Annotated in this window: 14 protein-coding genes; 12 read left to right on the top strand and 2 right to left on the bottom strand. The window is 62.5% G+C overall.

The window, feature by feature from the left end; genetic code table 11:
* Positions 1-3 precede the first annotated feature (3 nt).
* From murD to lpxC, 9 genes are all read left to right on the top strand, one after another.
* Positions 4-1,350: a UDP-N-acetylmuramoyl-L-alanine--D-glutamate ligase gene (gene murD, locus NTD88_RS19320; RefSeq protein ID WP_095154664.1), complete on the top strand. Its 1,347-nt coding sequence runs from the start codon at positions 4-6 to the stop codon at positions 1,348-1,350.
* Positions 1,347-2,564, top strand: coding sequence for a putative lipid II flippase FtsW (gene ftsW, locus NTD88_RS19315; RefSeq protein WP_410017296.1), 1,218 nt, complete (start codon positions 1,347-1,349; stop codon positions 2,562-2,564). The genes murD and ftsW overlap by 4 nt, the downstream gene beginning before the upstream one ends.
* Positions 2,554-3,633, top strand: coding sequence for an undecaprenyldiphospho-muramoylpentapeptide beta-N-acetylglucosaminyltransferase (murG, locus tag NTD88_RS19310; protein WP_262154501.1), 1,080 nt, complete (start codon positions 2,554-2,556; stop codon positions 3,631-3,633). The genes ftsW and murG overlap by 11 nt, the downstream gene beginning before the upstream one ends.
* On the top strand, positions 3,626-5,080 hold the full coding sequence (gene murC / locus NTD88_RS19305) for a UDP-N-acetylmuramate--L-alanine ligase (protein ID WP_095154670.1): 1,455 nt from the start codon (positions 3,626-3,628) through the stop codon (positions 5,078-5,080). The genes murG and murC overlap by 8 nt, the downstream gene beginning before the upstream one ends.
* Positions 5,077-6,033, top strand: a complete 957-nt coding sequence (locus tag NTD88_RS19300) for a D-alanine--D-alanine ligase (protein ID WP_095154672.1) — start codon at positions 5,077-5,079, stop codon at positions 6,031-6,033. Before murC ends, NTD88_RS19300 begins: the two co-directional genes overlap by 4 nt.
* Before the next feature lie 4 nt (positions 6,034-6,037).
* Positions 6,038-6,904: a cell division protein FtsQ/DivIB gene (locus NTD88_RS19295; RefSeq protein ID WP_262154500.1), complete on the top strand. Its 867-nt coding sequence runs from the start codon at positions 6,038-6,040 to the stop codon at positions 6,902-6,904.
* Between the two features lie 14 nt (positions 6,905-6,918).
* A complete protein-coding gene (ftsA, locus tag NTD88_RS19290; protein ID WP_095154675.1) occupies positions 6,919-8,172 on the top strand; it encodes a cell division protein FtsA in 1,254 nt (417 codons plus the stop codon).
* A 57-nt stretch (positions 8,173-8,229) separates the two neighbouring features.
* Complete coding sequence (ftsZ, locus tag NTD88_RS19285) at positions 8,230-9,426, top strand: cell division protein FtsZ (RefSeq protein ID WP_095154677.1); 1,197 nt, start codon at positions 8,230-8,232, stop codon at positions 9,424-9,426.
* 112 nt (positions 9,427-9,538) lie between these two features.
* Entirely contained in the window at positions 9,539-10,450 is a 912-nt protein-coding gene (lpxC, locus tag NTD88_RS19280; protein WP_095154679.1) for a UDP-3-O-acyl-N-acetylglucosamine deacetylase, read from the top strand.
* A 61-nt stretch (positions 10,451-10,511) separates the two neighbouring features.
* On the opposite strand, the gene NTD88_RS19275 is transcribed toward lpxC, so the two are convergent.
* Entirely contained in the window at positions 10,512-10,982 is a 471-nt protein-coding gene (locus NTD88_RS19275) for a DUF721 domain-containing protein (RefSeq protein WP_095154681.1), read from the bottom strand.
* Positions 10,983-11,263: 281 nt separating this feature from the next.
* On the opposite strand from NTD88_RS19275, the gene secA reads away from it, so the two are divergent.
* The 3 genes from secA (at position 11,264) to NTD88_RS19260 (ending at position 16,382) form a co-directional block, all read left to right on the top strand.
* Complete coding sequence (secA, locus tag NTD88_RS19270; RefSeq protein WP_095154683.1) at positions 11,264-13,999, top strand: preprotein translocase subunit SecA; 2,736 nt, start codon at positions 11,264-11,266, stop codon at positions 13,997-13,999.
* Between the two features lie 126 nt (positions 14,000-14,125).
* Positions 14,126-15,343, top strand: a complete 1,218-nt coding sequence (argJ, locus tag NTD88_RS19265; protein ID WP_262128201.1) for a bifunctional glutamate N-acetyltransferase/amino-acid acetyltransferase ArgJ — start codon at positions 14,126-14,128, stop codon at positions 15,341-15,343.
* 94 nt (positions 15,344-15,437) lie between these two features.
* Entirely contained in the window at positions 15,438-16,382 is a 945-nt protein-coding gene (locus tag NTD88_RS19260; protein WP_262154499.1) for a Nudix family hydrolase, read from the top strand.
* Between the two features lie 100 nt (positions 16,383-16,482).
* Here the strand turns inward: NTD88_RS19260 and NTD88_RS19255 are convergent, their stop codons facing one another.
* The gene (locus NTD88_RS19255) at positions 16,483-17,043 is read right to left on the bottom strand and encodes a cob(I)yrinic acid a,c-diamide adenosyltransferase (protein WP_262128203.1); all 561 of its coding nucleotides are present in this window, start codon (positions 17,041-17,043) and stop codon (positions 16,483-16,485) included.
* Position 17,044: the final 1 nt, after the last annotated feature.

Raw genomic sequence — 17,044 nt, 5'->3', positions numbered from 1 at the left:
CGCGTGTCACTGATCGCATCTGACCACTTCCGCATCGTTGTCGGCCTCGGCAAGAGCGGCATGTCCCTGGTTCGCTTCCTGGCGAACCGGGGCGTTGCGTTTGCGGTGGCCGATACCCGGGAGAACCCACCGGAGCTGGCGACGCTGCGACGCGACTACCCACAGATCGAAGTGCGCTGTGGCGAGCTGGATGTGGACTTCCTCTGCCGCGCCGACGAGCTCTACGTCAGCCCAGGCCTGGCGCTCGCTACGCCGGCCTTGCAGCAGGCCGCCGCTCGCGGCGTGAAGCTGTCGGGTGATATCGAACTGTTCGCCCGCAATGCCAAGGCTCCTATCATTGCCATCAGTGGTTCCAACGCCAAGAGCACCGTGACCACGCTGGTCGGCGAGATGGCCGCAGCGGCGGGCAAACGTGTGGCAGTCGGCGGCAACCTCGGCACTCCCGCCCTGGACCTGCTCAGCGATGACGTCGAGCTGTACGTGATGGAGTTGTCGAGCTTCCAGTTGGAAACCACCGATCAGCTCAACGCTGAAGTGGCGACCGTGCTCAATGTCAGCGAAGACCATATGGATCGCTACAGCGGCCTGCCGGCTTATCACCTGGCCAAGCACCGGATCTTCCGTGGTGCGCGGCAAGTGGTGGTCAACCGTCAGGATGCCCTGAGCCGTCCGTTGCTGACCGAAGGCCAGCCCTGCTGGACCTTCGGCCTGAACAAGCCTGACTTCAAGGCCTTTGGCCTGCGGGAGGAGGGCGGTGAGAAGTACCTGGCGTTCGAGTTCCAGAACCTCATGCCAGTACGCGAACTGAAAATCCGTGGCGCGCACAATCAGTCCAACGCCCTGGCGGCGTTGGCGCTGGGCCATGCCGTCGGCCTGCCGTTCGACGCCATGCTGGAAAGCCTGCGCAATTTCGGTGGCCTCGCCCATCGTTGCCAGTGGGTACGCGAGCGTAACGAGGTCAACTGGTACGACGATTCCAAAGCCACCAACGTTGGCGCCGCTCTGGCCGCCATCGAAGGGCTGGGCGCGGATATCGACGGCAAGCTGGTACTGATTGCTGGCGGAGATGGCAAAGGTGCCGATTTCTCTGGCCTGCGCGCGCCTGTTGCCGAGCATTGCCGCGCGGTGGTGCTGCTGGGTCGTGATGCCGAACGGCTGGCTGAAACGCTGGGCGACAGCGTGCCGCTGGTGCGGGTGAAGACACTCGATGAAGCGGTGCAGCAGTGTGCCGAACTGGCTCAACCGGGCGATGCGGTGTTGCTGTCGCCGGCCTGTGCCAGCCTCGACATGTTCAAGAACTTTGAAGAGCGTGGGCGCCTGTTCGCCCAGGCCGTGGGAGGGCTGGCATGATCTTCGGCGCCATCAAGCCCTACCCGTCGCCGCTGATCAGCGGCCGAGGCATAGACCTGGACTTCCCGTTCCTGGTCGGTTGCCTGGCCTTGCTCGGGCTGGGCCTGGTGATGATCACCTCGGCGTCCTCGGAAGTGGCTGCGGCGCAGTCGGGTAACCCGCTGTACCACATGATTCGTCACCTGGTGTACGTGACCCTCGGGCTGGGCGCATGCATCGTCACCATGATGGTGCCGATCTCGACCTGGCAACGCATGGGTTACCTGATGCTGATCGGTGCCTTCGGGCTGCTGGTGCTGGTGTTGGTCCCGGGCATCGGTCGCGAAGTGAACGGTTCCTGGCGCTGGATCGGTTTCAGCTTCTTCAACGTGCAGCCGTCGGAAATCGCCAAGGTCTTCGTGGTCATCTACCTCGCGGGCTATCTGGTGCGTCGGCAGCAGGAAGTGCGCGAGAGCTGGATGGGCTTCTTCAAGCCTTTCATCGTGCTGCTGCCGATGGCCGGCCTGCTGCTCATGGAGCCGGACTTCGGCGCCACCGTGGTGATGATGGGCTCGGCCGCGGCCATGCTGTTCCTCGGCGGGGTCGGCTTGTTCCGCTTCGGTCTGATGGTGGCGCTGGCAGTGGGTGCGGTGTTCGTCCTGGTTCAGGCACAGCCTTACCGGATGGCGCGTCTGACAACCTTTACCGACCCGTGGGCAGACCAGTTCGGTTCCGGCTATCAGTTGACCCAGGCGTTGATCGCCTTCGGCCGCGGCGAGTGGTTCGGCGTCGGCCTGGGTAACAGCGTGCAGAAGCAGTTCTACCTGCCGGAAGCACATACCGACTTCGTGTTCTCGGTGCTGGCCGAGGAGCTGGGCGTAGTGGGCTCGCTGGCGACGCTGGCGCTGTTCGTCTTCGTCACCGTCCGCGCCTTGTACATCGGTCTGTGGGCCGAGAAAGCCAAGCAATTCTTTGCCGCCTATGTGGCATTCGGGCTGGCGTTCCTGTGGATCGGCCAGTTCCTCATCAATATCGGTGTGAACATCGGCCTGCTGCCAACCAAAGGGCTGACCCTGCCTTTCCTCAGTTACGGGGGCAGTTCGCTGGTCATCTGCTGTGCCTGCGTGGGGTTGCTGCTGCGTATCGAATGGGAGAGCCGTACGCACCTGGGCAGCGAGGAACACGAGTTCGACGAAGACGACTTTGCCGAGGAGCCAAATCATCATGGCCGCTGACGGCAAGAACGTATTGATCATGGCCGGCGGGACCGGCGGCCATGTGTTCCCGGCACTGGCCTGTGCCCGGGAGTTCCAGGCGCGCGGCTTCACTGTGCACTGGCTGGGAACGCCACGCGGCATTGAAAACGAACTGGTGCCGCAGGCTGGCCTGCCGTTGCACCTGATCAACGTCACTGGCCTGCGGGGCAAGAGCAAGCTGTCGCTGCTCAAGGCGCCATTCACCCTGATCAAGGCCGTGCTGCAGGCGCGCCGGATCATCCGTCAGCTCAAGCCGGTCTGCGTGGTCGGCTTCGGCGGTTACGTGACCGGCCCCGGCGGCGTTGCCGCGAGGCTGGCGGGCGTGCCGGTGGTGATCCACGAGCAGAACGCCCGTGCTGGCACCGCCAATCGGCTGCTGGTTCCGCTGGCCGGTCGGGTTTGTGAAGCGTTCCCGGACACCTTCGGCGCTAGCGAAAAACGCCGTACCACCGGTAATCCGGTGCGCAGCGAACTGTTTCTGGAACCTGTGCGTGAAGCCTTGCCAGGCCGCCGTGCGCGCTTGTTGGTGCTGGGCGGCAGCCTCGGTGCCGAACCCTTGAACAAGCTGTTGCCCCAGGCGCTGGCGCTGGTGCCGGAAACCCTCCGTCCCGAGGTGTTCCACCAGGCCGGCAAGAATCACGACCAGATCACCGCCGAGCGTTATCGCGAAGCGGGGATCGAGGCTCAGGTAGAGCCGTTTATCAAGGATATGGCCCAAGCCTATGGCTGGGCCGACCTGGTGGTGTGCCGTGCCGGCGCGCTGACTGTCAGTGAACTGGCGGCGGCAGGCCTGCCTTCGATGCTGGTGCCCTTGCCCCATGCGATCGACGACCACCAGACCCACAACGCCCATTATCTGGCCCGCGAAGGTGCTGCCTTCCTGATGCCACAAGCGACAACTGGCGCAGCGCAGCTCGCTGAACGCCTGAACGAGGTACTGATGCAACCGGAAAAACTCGACACCATGGCCGCCACCGCGCGCCGCCTGGCCAAACCTGCTGCTACCCGCACCGTGGTCGACATCTGCCTGGAGGTGGCCCATGGTTGAGAACCAGAAAGCCATGCCTCAGCCCGAGATGCGCCGCATCCGCCGCATTCACTTCGTCGGTATCGGCGGCGTGGGTATGTGCGGTATCGCCGAAGTGCTGCTGAACCTGGGCTACCAGGTGTCTGGCTCGGACCTCAAGGCCTCGGCAGTGACCGAGCGCCTGGAGTCCTTCGGCGCTGAAATCTTCATCGGCCACCGTGCCGAGAACGCCGCGACCGCTGATGTGCTGGTGGTTTCCAGCGCGATCAACACCGCCAATCCGGAAGTTGCCACCGCGCTGGAACGGCGTATTCCTGTCGTGCCGCGCGCCGAGATGCTCGCCGAGCTGATGCGCTACCGCCACGGTATCGCGGTCGCCGGCACCCACGGCAAGACCACCACCACCAGCCTGCTGGCCTCGGTGTTCGCTGCCGGTGGCCTCGATCCGACCTTCGTGATCGGTGGCCGTCTGAATGCCGCGGGCACTAATGCCCAGCTCGGCACCAGCCGCTACCTGATCGCCGAAGCAGATGAAAGCGATGCCAGCTTCCTGCACCTGCAGCCGCTGGTGGCGGTCGTCACCAACATCGACGCCGACCACATGGCGACCTACGAAGGCGACTTCAACAAACTGAAGAAAACCTTCGTCGAGTTCCTCCACAACCTGCCGTTCTATGGCCTGGCGGTGGTTTGCCTGGACGACCCGGTCGTGCGCGAGATTCTGCCGCTGGTCAAGCGCCCGGCAGTCACCTACGGCTTCTGCGAAGAAGCCGACGTGCGTGCGATCAATGTGCGTCAGTCGGGCATGCAGACCCACTTCACCGTGCTGCGTCGCGACCGCGAGCCGCTGAACGTGTCGGTGAACATGCCGGGCAACCACAACGTGCTCAATGCGCTGGCGACCATCGCCATTGCCACCGACGAAGGCATCAGCGACGAAGCTATCGTCCAGGGCCTTTCGGGCTTCCAGGGCGTGGGTCGTCGCTTCCAGGTCTACGGCGAGCTTCCGGTCGAAGACGGCAGCGTGATGCTGGTGGATGACTACGGACACCATCCGACCGAGGTCGCCGCGGTGATCAAGGCGGTCCGCGGTGGTTGGCCGGAGCGCCGCCTGGTGATGGTCTATCAGCCACACCGCTACAGCCGGACCCGCGACCTGTACGACGATTTCGTCCAGGTGCTGGCCGACGCCAACGTGCTGCTGTTGATGGAAGTCTATCCGGCCGGCGAAGAACCGATCCCGGGTGCCGACAGCCGCCAGCTGTGCCGCAGCATTCGTCAGCGCGGTCAGCTCGACCCGATCTACATCGAGCGCGGCATCGAGCTGGCGCCGCTGGTCAAGCCGCTGCTGCGCGCCGGGGACATTCTGCTCTGCCAGGGTGCCGGTGATATCGGTGGACTGGCGCCACAACTGTTGAAGAGCCCGTTGTTCGCTGGTGCGGTTGCCAGTCAGGAGAAATCGAAATGACTGAAGCCTACGCCAAACTGCATTCCACCATTGCGCCAAAAGACTTCGGTCGCGTCGCCGTGCTTTACGGCGGCAAGAGCGCCGAGCGCGAAGTGTCGCTCAAGTCCGGTGCCGCGGTGATCGACGCGCTGCGCAGCGGCGGTGTCGACGTGGTTGCCATCGACGTCGGTGACGACCTGCTGACCCGCCTGCAGAGCGAGAAGATCGACCGCGCCTTCATCATCCTCCACGGTCGTGGCGGCGAAGACGGCAGCATGCAGGGCTTGCTGGAGTGCCTCGGCATTCCCTACACCGGCAGCGGTATCCTCGCTTCGGCACTGGCCATGGACAAGCTGCGGACCAAGCAGGTCTGGCAGAGCCTGGGCATTCCGACCCCGCGTCATGCCGTGCTGGCCAGCGAAGCCGACTGTATTTCCGCGGGCGCGGAACTGGGCTTCCCTTTGATCGTCAAACCGGCCCATGAAGGTTCCAGTATCGGTATGGCGAAAGTGACCAGCGTCGATGAATTGGTCGCCGCCTGGAAAGACGCCGCCACCTACGATTCGCAAGTGTTGGTCGAGCAGTGGATTCATGGTCCGGAGTTCACCGTTGCGGTGCTGCGTGACCAGGTGCTGCCGCCGATCGCGCTGGGCACCCCGCATACGTTCTACGACTACGACGCCAAGTACCTGGCTTCCGATACCCAGTACCGGATTCCGTGTGGCCTGGACAGCGCCAAGGAACAGGAATTGATCGACCTCACCGCCCGCGCCTGCGACGCCATCGGCATCGCTGGTTGGGGCCGTGTGGATGTGATGCAGGACGAGCAGGGCCGGTTCTGGCTGCTCGAAGTCAACACCGCGCCAGGCATGACTGACCATAGCCTGGTGCCAATGGCGGCGCGTGCGGCCGGACTCGATTTCCAGCAGTTGGTGCTGGCGATTCTGGCGGCGAGTGTCGAGGCGCGAGGTTAAGCCCATGCAAGGCGCGATGGTACGTCATCAGCAACCCGCTCCCGGCCGCAAGCCGGTGCCGCGTGGTGCCAGCCGGATGGTGGCGAAAGAGCCACTGTCGGCGCGCCTGCCCAAGCCTGGCTTCAGTGTTTTCAAGCGACTGTTGTGGCCGGTCCTGCTGGTGGCTGCGGGCTTTGGCGCCTATGAAGGCGCGCAGCGGTTGATGCCGTATGCCGACCGGCCGATCACCAAGATCGCCGTGCAGGGCGACCTCAGCTACATCAGCCAGCAAGCGGTGCAGCAGCGGATCGCGCCTTATGTCGCGGCGAGCTTCTTCACCGTCGACCTGGCGAGCATGCGCGCCGAGCTGGAGCAGATGCCCTGGATCGCCCATGCCGAAGTACGCCGTGTATGGCCGGACGAGGTGGTGATCCGTCTCGAGGAGCAGTTGCCGGTGGCGCGCTGGGGTGATGATGCCTTGCTCAACAACCAGGGTCAGGCCTTCACGCCGCGCGAGCTGGCCAATTATGAGCACCTGCCGCAGTTGTTCGGGCCGCAGCGGGCTCAGCAACAAGTGATGCAGCAATATCAGGTACTGAACCAGATGCTGCGTCCCCTGGGCTTTTCGATCGCACGTCTGGAACTGCGCGAGCGTGGTAGCTGGTTCCTGACCACCGGCGCCGGAAGCGCCGGGCCGGGTATCGAACTGCTGCTGGGGCGTGACCATCTGGTGGAAAAGATGCGCCGCTTCATTGCCATTTATAACAAGACGCTCAAAGAACAGATCACGAACATCGCCCGCATCGATCTGCGTTACGCCAATGGCCTTGCCGTTGGCTGGCGGGAACCGATTGCACCGCCCGCGGCCCAATCCGCCGTGGCGAAGAATTAGAGAGAGGCAGGACCATGGCAAACGCGCATAGCGGCAAAATGATCGTCGGGCTGGATATCGGCACGTCCAAGGTGGTTGCACTGGTGGGCGAAGTCGCTGCCGACGGCACACTGGAAATCGTCGGTATCGGCACCCACCCGTCGCGCGGGTTGAAGAAAGGCGTGGTGGTCAATATCGAGTCCACCGTGCAGTCGATCCAGCGCGCCGTCGAAGAGGCGCAATTGATGGCCGGCTGCCGCATCCACTCGGCATTTGTCGGTGTGGCCGGTAACCACATCCGCAGCCTGAACTCCCACGGTATCGTCGCGATCCGCGACCGTGAAGTCAGCGCCGCGGACCTCGAGCGAGTACTGGATGCCGCCCAGGCCGTTGCCATTCCTGCTGACCAGCGCGTGCTGCACACCCTGCCGCAGGACTACGTCATCGACAACCAGGAGGGCGTTCGCGAGCCATTGGGCATGTCCGGCGTTCGTCTGGAAGCCAAGGTGCACGTCGTGACCTGCGCCGTGAATGCCGCGCAGAACATCGAGAAGTGCGTGCGCCGCTGCGGTCTGGAAATCGACGACATCATTCTCGAGCAACTGGCGTCGGCCTATTCCGTGCTGACCGATGACGAGAAAGAGCTGGGCGTGTGCCTGGTGGACATCGGTGGCGGCACCACCGACATCGCGATCTTCACCGAAGGCGCAATCCGCCACACCGCGGTGATCCCGATCGCTGGCGATCAGGTGACCAACGACATCGCCATGGCGCTGCGCACACCGACCCAGTACGCCGAAGAAATCAAGATCCGCTACGCCTGCGCCCTGGCCAAGCTGGCGGGTGCCGGCGAGACCATCAAGGTGCCAAGCGTGGGCGACCGCCCGCCGCGCGAACTGTCGCGCCAGGCCCTGGCTGAGGTGGTCGAGCCGCGCTACGACGAACTGTTCACCCTGATCCAGGCCGAGCTGCGTCGCAGCGGCTACGAAGATCTGGTTCCGGCCGGCATCGTGCTGACCGGCGGCACTTCGAAGATGGAAGGCGCGGTCGAGCTGGCCGAGGAAATCTTCCACATGCCAGTACGCCTGGGCGTGCCGCACAGCGTTCGCGGCCTGAGTGATGTAGTGCGCAACCCGATTTACTCCACTGGTGTGGGTCTGCTGACCTACGGCCTGCTGAAGCAGTCCGATGGCGTGCCCGTGCCAGGTATTAGAAACGACAGCTATGGCGATGAACCAAAGGCTCCTGTGCTTGAGCGTTTCAAGCGTTGGGTCCAGGGCAACTTTTAAGTTTCAAAGCAGTAGTGGTAGGCGCAAAAACTAGAGAAAAATGAAAGGAGAGGGAAAATGTTCGAGCTCGTAGACAACGTCCCGCAAAGTCCGGTCATCAAAGTGATCGGCGTCGGTGGCGGCGGTGGCAACGCCGTCAATCACATGGTGAAGAGCAACATCGAAGGCGTCGAATTCATCTGCGCCAACACTGATGCTCAGGCGCTGAAAAACATCGGCGCACGTACCATCCTGCAACTGGGTACCGGTGTGACCAAGGGCCTGGGTGCTGGCGCTAATCCGGAAGTCGGCCGTCAGGCGGCTCTGGAAGACCGTGAGCGCATCGCCGAAGTGCTGCAGGGCACCAACATGGTGTTCATCACCACTGGCATGGGCGGCGGTACCGGTACTGGTGCTGCACCGATCATCGCCGAAGTGGCCAAGGAAATGGGCATTCTCACCGTTGCGGTGGTGACCCGTCCGTTCCCGTTCGAAGGTCGCAAGCGCATGCAGATCGCCGATGAGGGCATCCGCGCGCTGGCTGAAAGCGTTGACTCGCTGATCACCATCCCGAACGAAAAGCTGCTGACCATCCTGGGCAAGGACGCGAGCCTGCTGTCCGCGTTCGCCAAGGCTGACGACGTGCTGGCGGGTGCCGTTCGCGGTATCTCCGACATCATCAAGCGTCCGGGCATGATCAACGTCGACTTCGCCGACGTGCGTACCGTGATGAGCGAAATGGGCATGGCAATGATGGGTACCGGCTGCGCCAGCGGTCCGAACCGTGCTCGTGAAGCCACTGAAGCGGCCATTCGCAACCCGCTGCTGGAAGACGTCAACCTGCAGGGCGCGCGTGGCATCCTGGTGAACATCACCGCCGGTCCTGACCTGTCGCTGGGTGAGTACTCCGACGTGGGTAGCATCATCGAGGCGTTCGCGTCGGATCACGCGATGGTCAAGGTGGGTACCGTGATCGATCCGGACATGCGCGACGAGCTGCATGTAACCGTCGTGGCCACCGGCCTGGGTGCGAAAATCGAGAAGCCTGTGAAGGTCATCGACAACACCCTGCAATCCGCCGCGGCCCAGGCTTCGACCCCGGCTCCAGCGCCTGTGCGCCACGAGCAACCGGCAGTGAACTACCGCGACCTGGAGCGTCCTACCGTGATGCGCAACCAGACGCACGCCGGTGCTGCAGCGGCTGCCAAGCTCAATCCGCAAGACGACCTGGACTATCTGGACATCCCGGCTTTCCTGCGTCGCCAGGCCGATTAATGAAATTTATCAGGGGTATTAGGGTGATTGGTGTTCAGCAAAGGCCGGGTCTGCTATTATCCCCAGCCTTTGTTGATACCAGTTCGCAATCTGTGCTGAAGCGGCCAATGCCATGATTAAACAACGCACCCTGAAAAATATTATCCGTGCCACAGGTGTCGGCCTGCACTCCGGGGAAAAGGTTTACCTGACCCTCAAACCTGCACCTGTGGACACCGGCATCGTATTTTGCCGAGCCGACCTCGATCCGGTGGTGCAGATCCCTGCCCGTGCGGAAAACGTCGGTGAGACGACCATGTCCACGACACTGGTCAATGGCGATACCAAGGTCGACACGGTAGAGCACCTGCTCTCGGCCATGGCTGGCCTGGGCATCGATAATGCCTACGTCGAGCTCTCCGCGTCGGAAGTTCCGATCATGGATGGTAGCGCTGGTCCCTTTGTATTCCTGATTCAATCTGCCGGCCTGGAAGAACAGGACGCGCCGAAGAAATTCATCCGCATCCTGCGCGAAGTGTCAGTCGAGGACGGCGACAAGCGCGCCACCTTCCTGCCTTTCGACGGGTTCAAGGTGAGTTTCGAGATCGATTTCGACCACCCGGTGTTCCGCAACCGGACTCAAAGTGCCAGCGTGGACTTTTCCAGCACCTCGTTCGTGAAGGAAGTCAGCCGCGCCCGTACCTTCGGGTTCATGAGCGACATCGAGTACCTGCGCAAGCATAACCTCGCACTCGGCGGTAGCGTGGAAAACGCCATCGTGGTGGACAAGGACGGCGTGTTGAACGAAGACGGCCTTCGCTATGAAGATGAATTCGTCAAACACAAGATCCTCGACGCCATCGGCGACCTCTACCTGCTGGGCAACAGCCTGATTGGCGAATTCCGTGGCTTCAAGTCCGGTCACGCGCTGAACAACCAGTTGTTGCGCAAGCTGATCGAGGAGAAAGACGCCTGGGAAGTGGTGATCTTCGAAGATGCCAGCACCGCACCGATCTCGTATATGCGCCCGGTAGCAGCTGTATAAGTTCGAACTCTCTCTCTAGTTTGAAGGCCACCTCCGGGTGGCCTTTTTTATTGCGCGGGATTCACTCGGTCGGCGGGTTCTTGTTGCCCTTGCCATGGCTGGCCAGGCGCTCCAGCGCCGCGCGCAGGTTCGGGTCGCTGATACCTTCCGCCGTGGCCTGGATGTTCTCCGCCGACTTGCTCGAAATATCCATTACATGACCGCCGGGGCGCGGGCTGCTGGCGGTCGGCTGGACCTTGAACTGGATGCGGTTGAGGCTGACGAACACGTCGAGTTGTTGCAGGGCGCGTTGCAGACGTTTCTGCTGGTAGCGCAGACGCGTTGCCCAGTGGCCATCGGTGACCACCAGCAACAACGTACCCTCGCGCCACGAAGCGACATGGCAGTGTTCGCGGGCTGCGGGCTGCAACTGGCTTTCTACCAGGCGCTGCAATTGCGCCAGACGCTGTGCATGGCTGAACAATGCCTTGAGGGGACGGGCTTCGCGCAGGAGTACGGCGGGGGCGCGAGCGGGAGAGGGGCGGTAGGCCATGAAGACACCTGCAATGACAGTGCTGGCAATCTTATCAGATCCCTCGCGGCACACCGGACGGATGCGATTGGCAGCAATCTTGCTGCTGACGGGTTGAAGTTGGCGAAAAAGCCCTTATTGTAAAAAAGCCCCGTCAAAGCGCTGTGCCAGCATCGTGGAATTCCACCACTTTCCTCACCATCGTTTCCGGGTAGAATGCTCGTTCGCATGCGGCCAATAAGGGCTGCACGGGCGACTCACGGGGCCGCCCTCCATCCCTATGTGTGGAAGATCCTGCCGATATGTTTGCGCCTTTGTTAAAAAAACTTTTTGGAAGCAAGAACGAGCGTGAAGTCAAACGCATGCTCAAGACGGTACAGATCGTCAATGCCTTCGAAGAGCAGATGGTGGCCCTCTCTGATGAACAGTTGCGGGCCAAGACCGCCGAGTTCAAAGAGCGCCTGGCCAAAGGCGAGACCCTCGACCAGCTCCTGCCTGAAGCCTTCGCCGTCACGCGTGAAGCGGGCAAGCGGATCATGGGCATGCGTCACTTCGATGTGCAGTTGATCGGCGGCATGACCTTGCACGAAGGCATGATCGCGGAAATGCGCACCGGTGAGGGCAAGACCCTGGTGGCAACCCTGGGCGTATACCTCAACGCACTGTCCGGCAAGGGCGTGCACGTGGTCACGGTCAACGACTACCTGGCCCGCCGCGACGCCAACTGGATGCGTCCTCTGTATGAATTCCTCGGCCTGACCGTCGGTGTCGTCACACCGTTCCAGCCGCCGGAAGAGAAGCGTATTGCCTACGCTGCCGACATCACCTACGGCACCAACAACGAATTCGGTTTCGACTACCTGCGCGACAACATGGCGTTCAGCATGGAAGAGAAATTCCAGCGCGAGCTGAATTTCGCCGTGATCGACGAAGTCGACTCCATCCTGATCGACGAAGCCCGTACCCCGCTGATCATTTCCGGTCAGGCTGAAGACAGCTCCAAGCTCTACATCGAGATCAACAAGCTGATCCCGCGCCTGAAGCAGCACATCGAAGAAGTCGAAGGCGAAGTCACCCAGGAAGGTCACTTCAAGGTTGACGAGAAGACTCGTCAGGTCGAACTCAACGAAGCCGGTCACCAGTTCATCGAAGAGATGCTCACCCAGGTCGGCCTGCTGGCCGAGGGCGAGAGCCTGTATTCCGCGCACAACCTGGGCCTGCTGACCCACGTCTATGCTGGTCTGCGTGCGCACAAGCTGTTCCACCGCAACGTCGAGTACATCGTCCAGGACGGTCAGGTTCTGCTGATCGACGAACACACCGGCCGTACCATGCCGGGTCGTCGTCTGTCCGAAGGCCTGCACCAGGCCATCGAAGCCAAGGAAAACCTGAACATCCAGGCCGAAAGCCAGACCTTGGCGTCGACCACCTTCCAGAACTACTTCCGCCTGTACAACAAGCTGTCCGGCATGACCGGTACCGCTGACACCGAGGCGTTCGAGTTCGCCCAGATCTACGCGCTGAACGTGATGGTGATTCCGCCGAACAAGCCATTGGCGCGTAAAGACTTCAACGACCTGGTGTACCTGACCGCCGAGGAGAAGTACGCGGCGATCATCACCGACATCAAGGAAAGCATGGCTTCCGGCCGTCCTGTCCTGGTTGGTACTGCGACCATCGAAACCTCCGAGCACATGTCCAACCTGCTCAAGAAAGAGGGTATCGATCACAAGGTCCTCAACGCCAAGTACCACGAAAAAGAAGCCGAGATCATTGCCCAGGCCGGTCGTCCGGGTGCGCTGACCATCGCCACCAACATGGCCGGTCGCGGTACCGACATCCTGCTGGGCGGCAACTGGGAAGTCGAAGTGGCTTCCATGGAAAACCCGACCCCTGAGCAGATCGCCCAGATCAAGGCTGACTGGCAGAAGCGCCACCAGCAGGTGATCGAGTCCGGTGGCCTGCACGTGATCGCTTCCGAGCGCCATGAATCCCGCCGTATCGACAACCAGTTGCGTGGTCGTTCCGGTCGTCAGGGCGACCCGGGCTCCAGCCGCTTCTACCTGTCGCTGGAAGACAGCCTGATGCGCATCTTCGCCTCTGACCGGGTGAAGAACTTCATGAAAGCCCTGGGCATGCAGTCCGGCGAGGCGATCGAACACCGCATGGTGACCAACGCCATCGAGAAGGCGCAGCGCAAGGTCGAGGGTCGCAACTTCGACATCCGCAAACAACTGCTCGAATTCGACGACGTGGCCAACGAGCAGCGCAAAGTGATCTACCACATGCGCAACAGCCTGCTGGCCGCCGAGAACGTTGGCGACACCATCGCCGAGTTCCGTCAGGAAGCCCTCGACGCGACCATCAGCCAGCACATTCCGCCACAATCGCTGCCCGAGCAGTGGGATGTGACCGGTCTGGAAGCGGCCCTGGCCAGCGACTTCGGCGTGAAGTTGCCGATCCAGCAGTGGCTCGACGAAGACGATCACCTGTACGAAGAAACCCTGCGCGAGAAGCTGCTGAACGAGCTGCTGACCGCCTACAACGAGAAAGAAGACAGCGCCGGTGCCGAAGCCCTGCGTACCTTCGAGAAGCAGATCCTGCTGCGCGTCCTCGACGACCTGTGGAAAGACCACCTGTCGATGATGGACCACCTGCGACACGGCATTCACCTGCGTGGCTACGCTCAGAAGAACCCGAAACAGGAGTACAAGCGCGAGTCGTTCACCCTGTTCCAGGAACTGCTGGACTCGATCAAGCGCGACACCATCCGCGTTCTGTCCCATGTCCAGGTTCGCCGCGAGGATCCGATCGAAGAAGAAGCCCGTCTGCGCCGCGAAGCCGAAGAACTGGCCCAGCGCATGCAGTTCCAGCATGCCGCCGCGCCTGGCCTGGAAGCTGCTGAGTTGCAGGAAGACGGTGCCGAAGTCGCCGTTGCCGCTGCGCCGGTACGCAACGACATCAAACTGGGCCGCAATGAGCCGTGCTGGTGTGGTTCGGGCAAGAAGTTCAAGCACTGCCATGGTCAGATCGACTGATCTGACCCGCCAGTGTCACGCTGAAACATGAACACCACGCCGCGACAGGCCTGACCCGTCGCGGCGTTGTTCCATCTCAAGCGCCGTCGATCAACGGCGGCATCTCAATGTTCTAGGAGCGCTTTCATGGCTGTTGGTCTTGGTCCTTTGCCAACGTTGCACCCGGTCCCCGGTTTCGAACTCGGTATCGCCTCGGCGGGCATCAAGCGTCCTGGGCGCAAGGATGTGGTGGTGATGCGCTGTGCCGAAGGCTCCAGCGTCGCTGGCGTTTTCACCCTGAACGCGTTCTGCGCTGCACCGGTGATCCTGGCCAAGCAGCGCGTGCAAGGCACCGTACGCTACCTGCTGACCAACACCGGTAACGCCAACGCCGGTACCGGCGCACCCGGCCTGGCCGCTGCCGAGCGCACCTGCGCCAAGCTGGCTGAGCTGACTGGCGTCGACGCCAGCGCCGTGCTGCCGTTCTCCACCGGCGTGATCGGTGAGCCGCTGCCGGTCGAGAAGATCGAAGGCGCGCTGCAGGCCGCTCTGGACAACCTGTCCGAAAACCACTGGGCTGAAGCCGCCACTGGCATCATGACCACCGACACCCTGCCCAAGGGCGCCAGCCGCCAGTTCCAGCACGAGGGTGTGACCATCACCGTGACTGGCATCAGCAAAGGCGCCGGGATGATCCGTCCGAACATGGCCACCATGCTCGGCTACATCGCCACCGACGCCAAAGTTGCGCCGGCGGTACTGAAAGACCTGATGCTGGACGGCGCCAACAAGTCGTTCAACCGCATCACCATCGATGGCGACACCTCGACCAACGACTGCTGCATGCTGATCGCCACCGGCAAGGCCGATGTCGCCGAAGTCACTGAAGCCAGCGGCCCGCTGTTCGAAGCCCTGAAAAAGGCCGTGTTCGAAGTCTGCATGGAAGTGGCCCAGGCCATCGTCCGTGACGGCGAAGGCGCGACCAAGTTCGTGACCGTTGAGGTCAACGGTGGTGGCAATCATCAGGAGTGCCTGGACGTCGGCTACGCCGTTGCCCACTCGCCGCTGATCAAGACCGCACTGTTCGCCTCCGACCCGAACTGGGGCCGCATCCTGGCGGCCGTTGGTCGTGCCGGCGTGCCGAACCTCGACGTCAGCCTGATCGACGTGTACCTGGGTAGCGTCTGCATCGCCAGCAAAGGCGGCCGCAGCGCGACCTACACCGAAGACCAGGGCTCCGCGGTCATGGCTCAGGAAGAGATCACCATCCGTATCGAGCTGGGCCGTGGTGATTGCAGTGAAACCATCTGGACCACCGACCTTTCTCACGAGTACGTGAAGATCAACGCCGAATACCGGACCTGATCGAACACGCGTCTCCGGCAAGCCCGCCAACCGCGGGCGGGCTTGCCGGTTCGGGTTATGTACCCAAGTGTGGATTTCTGGCGGAGAGTGAACGTTGAAACGAATTCATGTAGCAGCCGCGGTCATCCGCGGTGCGGACGGGCAAATCCTCATCGCCCGTCGCGACAAGACCCAGCATCAAGGCGGTCTCTGGGAGTTCCCCGGAGGCAAGGTTGAAGACGGCGAAACCGTGGATGCGGCCCTGGCGCGCGAACTGCGCGAAGAGCTGGGCATCGAAGTGACCGCAGCGCGGCCACTGATCAAGATCAAGCATGACTACCCGGATAAACAGATCTTGCTGGATGTCTGGGACGTCAGCGGTTTCACGGGTGAACCCCATGGCGCCGAAGGCCAGCCGCTGGCCTGGGTGTCGCCGAAGGACCTGGCGCAGTACGAATTCCCCGAAGCCAACCGGCCGATCGTCGCCGCTGCGCGTTTGCCTAGTGAGTACCTGATCACGCCGGATGACCTGGAAGTCCCGCATATGCTGCGCGGTATCCAGAAAGCCATCGCCGGCGGGATCAAGCTGGTGCAACTGCGTGCGCCGAACATGTACGACCCCAAGTACCGCGATGTTGCGGTGGATGCGGCTGGACTCTGTGCGGGCAAGGCGCAATTGATGCTCAAGGGACCCCTGGAATGGCTGGGCGATTTCCCGTCGGCCGGCTGGCACCTGACTTCCGAGCAACTGCGCAAGTACGCCGCCAATGGCCGACCGTTCCCCAAGGAGCGCTGGCTGGCTGCGTCCTGCCATAACGCCGAAGAACTGGCCCTGGCTGAGCAGATGGGCGTGGATTTCGTCACCTTGTCACCGGTGCAGGCCACCCAGACTCATCCAGAGGCACAGCCATTGGGTTGGGATGCAGCACAGCAACTGATCGAAGGCTTCAACCGGCCGGTGTTCCTGCTGGGCGGCGTGGGCGCCGCCGAGCGCGAGCGCGCCTGGCGAGTTGGTGCACAAGGTGTGGCGGGGATCCGGGCGTTCTGGCCCGAGGTCTGAGTCGAATCCATTGGGGCTGCTTTGCAGCCCTTCGCGACGGTCCAGTGTCCCGGCAATCGGTGCAACCGTAGGCGCGAGCTTGCTCGCGATGTGGCCTGGCTCAGGGTTTCGCCGAGGCCTGCCACAGCACTTCGCCGATACCCTGGCGCCGCCCGATCAGGCGTGCCGCGACGAACAGCAGATCCGACAGCCGATTGATGTAAGCCAGCCCGACACCCGCCAGCGGCTCGATCGCGTTGAGCTGCTGGCAGCGCCGCTCGGCGCTGCGGGCCAGACTGCGGCAGACATGGGCCTGGGCCACCAGCGCCGAACCGCCGGGCAGGATGAAGTTCTCCAGCGGACCCAGCTCTTCGTTCCAGCGATCAATGGCTGCTTCCAGCCGCTCCACTTCAACGGCGTTCAGCGCCTGATAGCTGGGCATCGCCAATTCGCCACCAAGGTCGAACAAGCGATGCTGACAGGACGCCAGCACCTCGATCACTTCCTCCAGCCCCTGTTCTGCCAGGCCAGCCAGCAGCAATCCCAGCTGACTGTTCAGCGTATCGACTTCGCCGATAGCTTCGATGCGCGGATGGTCCTTGGGCACGCGGCGGCCGTCACCGAGGCCGGTTTCGCCCTTGTCGCCGGTACGGGTGTAGATCTTCGACAGGCGAAAGCCCATG

The sequence above is a fragment of the Pseudomonas sp. 20P_3.2_Bac5 genome (assembly GCF_025466035.1).
Lineage (GTDB): Bacteria > Pseudomonadota > Gammaproteobacteria > Pseudomonadales > Pseudomonadaceae > Aquipseudomonas.
The sequence above is the reverse complement of the archived record's forward strand: the minus strand, read 5'-3'. Positions and strand labels throughout refer to the sequence as shown.

Excerpts from the sequence above, each read along its gene's own strand:
- ftsW (WP_410017296.1), top strand. The coding sequence starts at position 1,347 with ATGATCTTCGGCGCCATCAAGCCCTACCCGTCGCCGCTGATCAGCGGC.
- murG (WP_262154501.1), top strand. The coding sequence starts at position 2,554 with ATGGCCGCTGACGGCAAGAACGTATTGATCATGGCCGGCGGGACCGGC.
- murC (WP_095154670.1), top strand. The coding sequence starts at position 3,626 with ATGGTTGAGAACCAGAAAGCCATGCCTCAGCCCGAGATGCGCCGCATC.
- NTD88_RS19300 (WP_095154672.1), top strand. The coding sequence starts at position 5,077 with ATGACTGAAGCCTACGCCAAACTGCATTCCACCATTGCGCCAAAAGAC.
- NTD88_RS19295 (WP_262154500.1), top strand. The coding sequence starts at position 6,038 with ATGCAAGGCGCGATGGTACGTCATCAGCAACCCGCTCCCGGCCGCAAG.
- ftsA (WP_095154675.1), top strand. The coding sequence starts at position 6,919 with ATGGCAAACGCGCATAGCGGCAAAATGATCGTCGGGCTGGATATCGGC.
- ftsZ (WP_095154677.1), top strand. The coding sequence starts at position 8,230 with ATGTTCGAGCTCGTAGACAACGTCCCGCAAAGTCCGGTCATCAAAGTG.
- lpxC (WP_095154679.1), top strand. The coding sequence starts at position 9,539 with ATGATTAAACAACGCACCCTGAAAAATATTATCCGTGCCACAGGTGTC.
- NTD88_RS19275 (WP_095154681.1), bottom strand. The coding sequence starts at position 10,982 with ATGGCCTACCGCCCCTCTCCCGCTCGCGCCCCCGCCGTACTCCTGCGC.
- secA (WP_095154683.1), top strand. The coding sequence starts at position 11,264 with ATGTTTGCGCCTTTGTTAAAAAAACTTTTTGGAAGCAAGAACGAGCGT.
- argJ (WP_262128201.1), top strand. The coding sequence starts at position 14,126 with ATGGCTGTTGGTCTTGGTCCTTTGCCAACGTTGCACCCGGTCCCCGGT.
- NTD88_RS19255 (WP_262128203.1), bottom strand. The coding sequence starts at position 17,043 with ATGGGCTTTCGCCTGTCGAAGATCTACACCCGTACCGGCGACAAGGGC.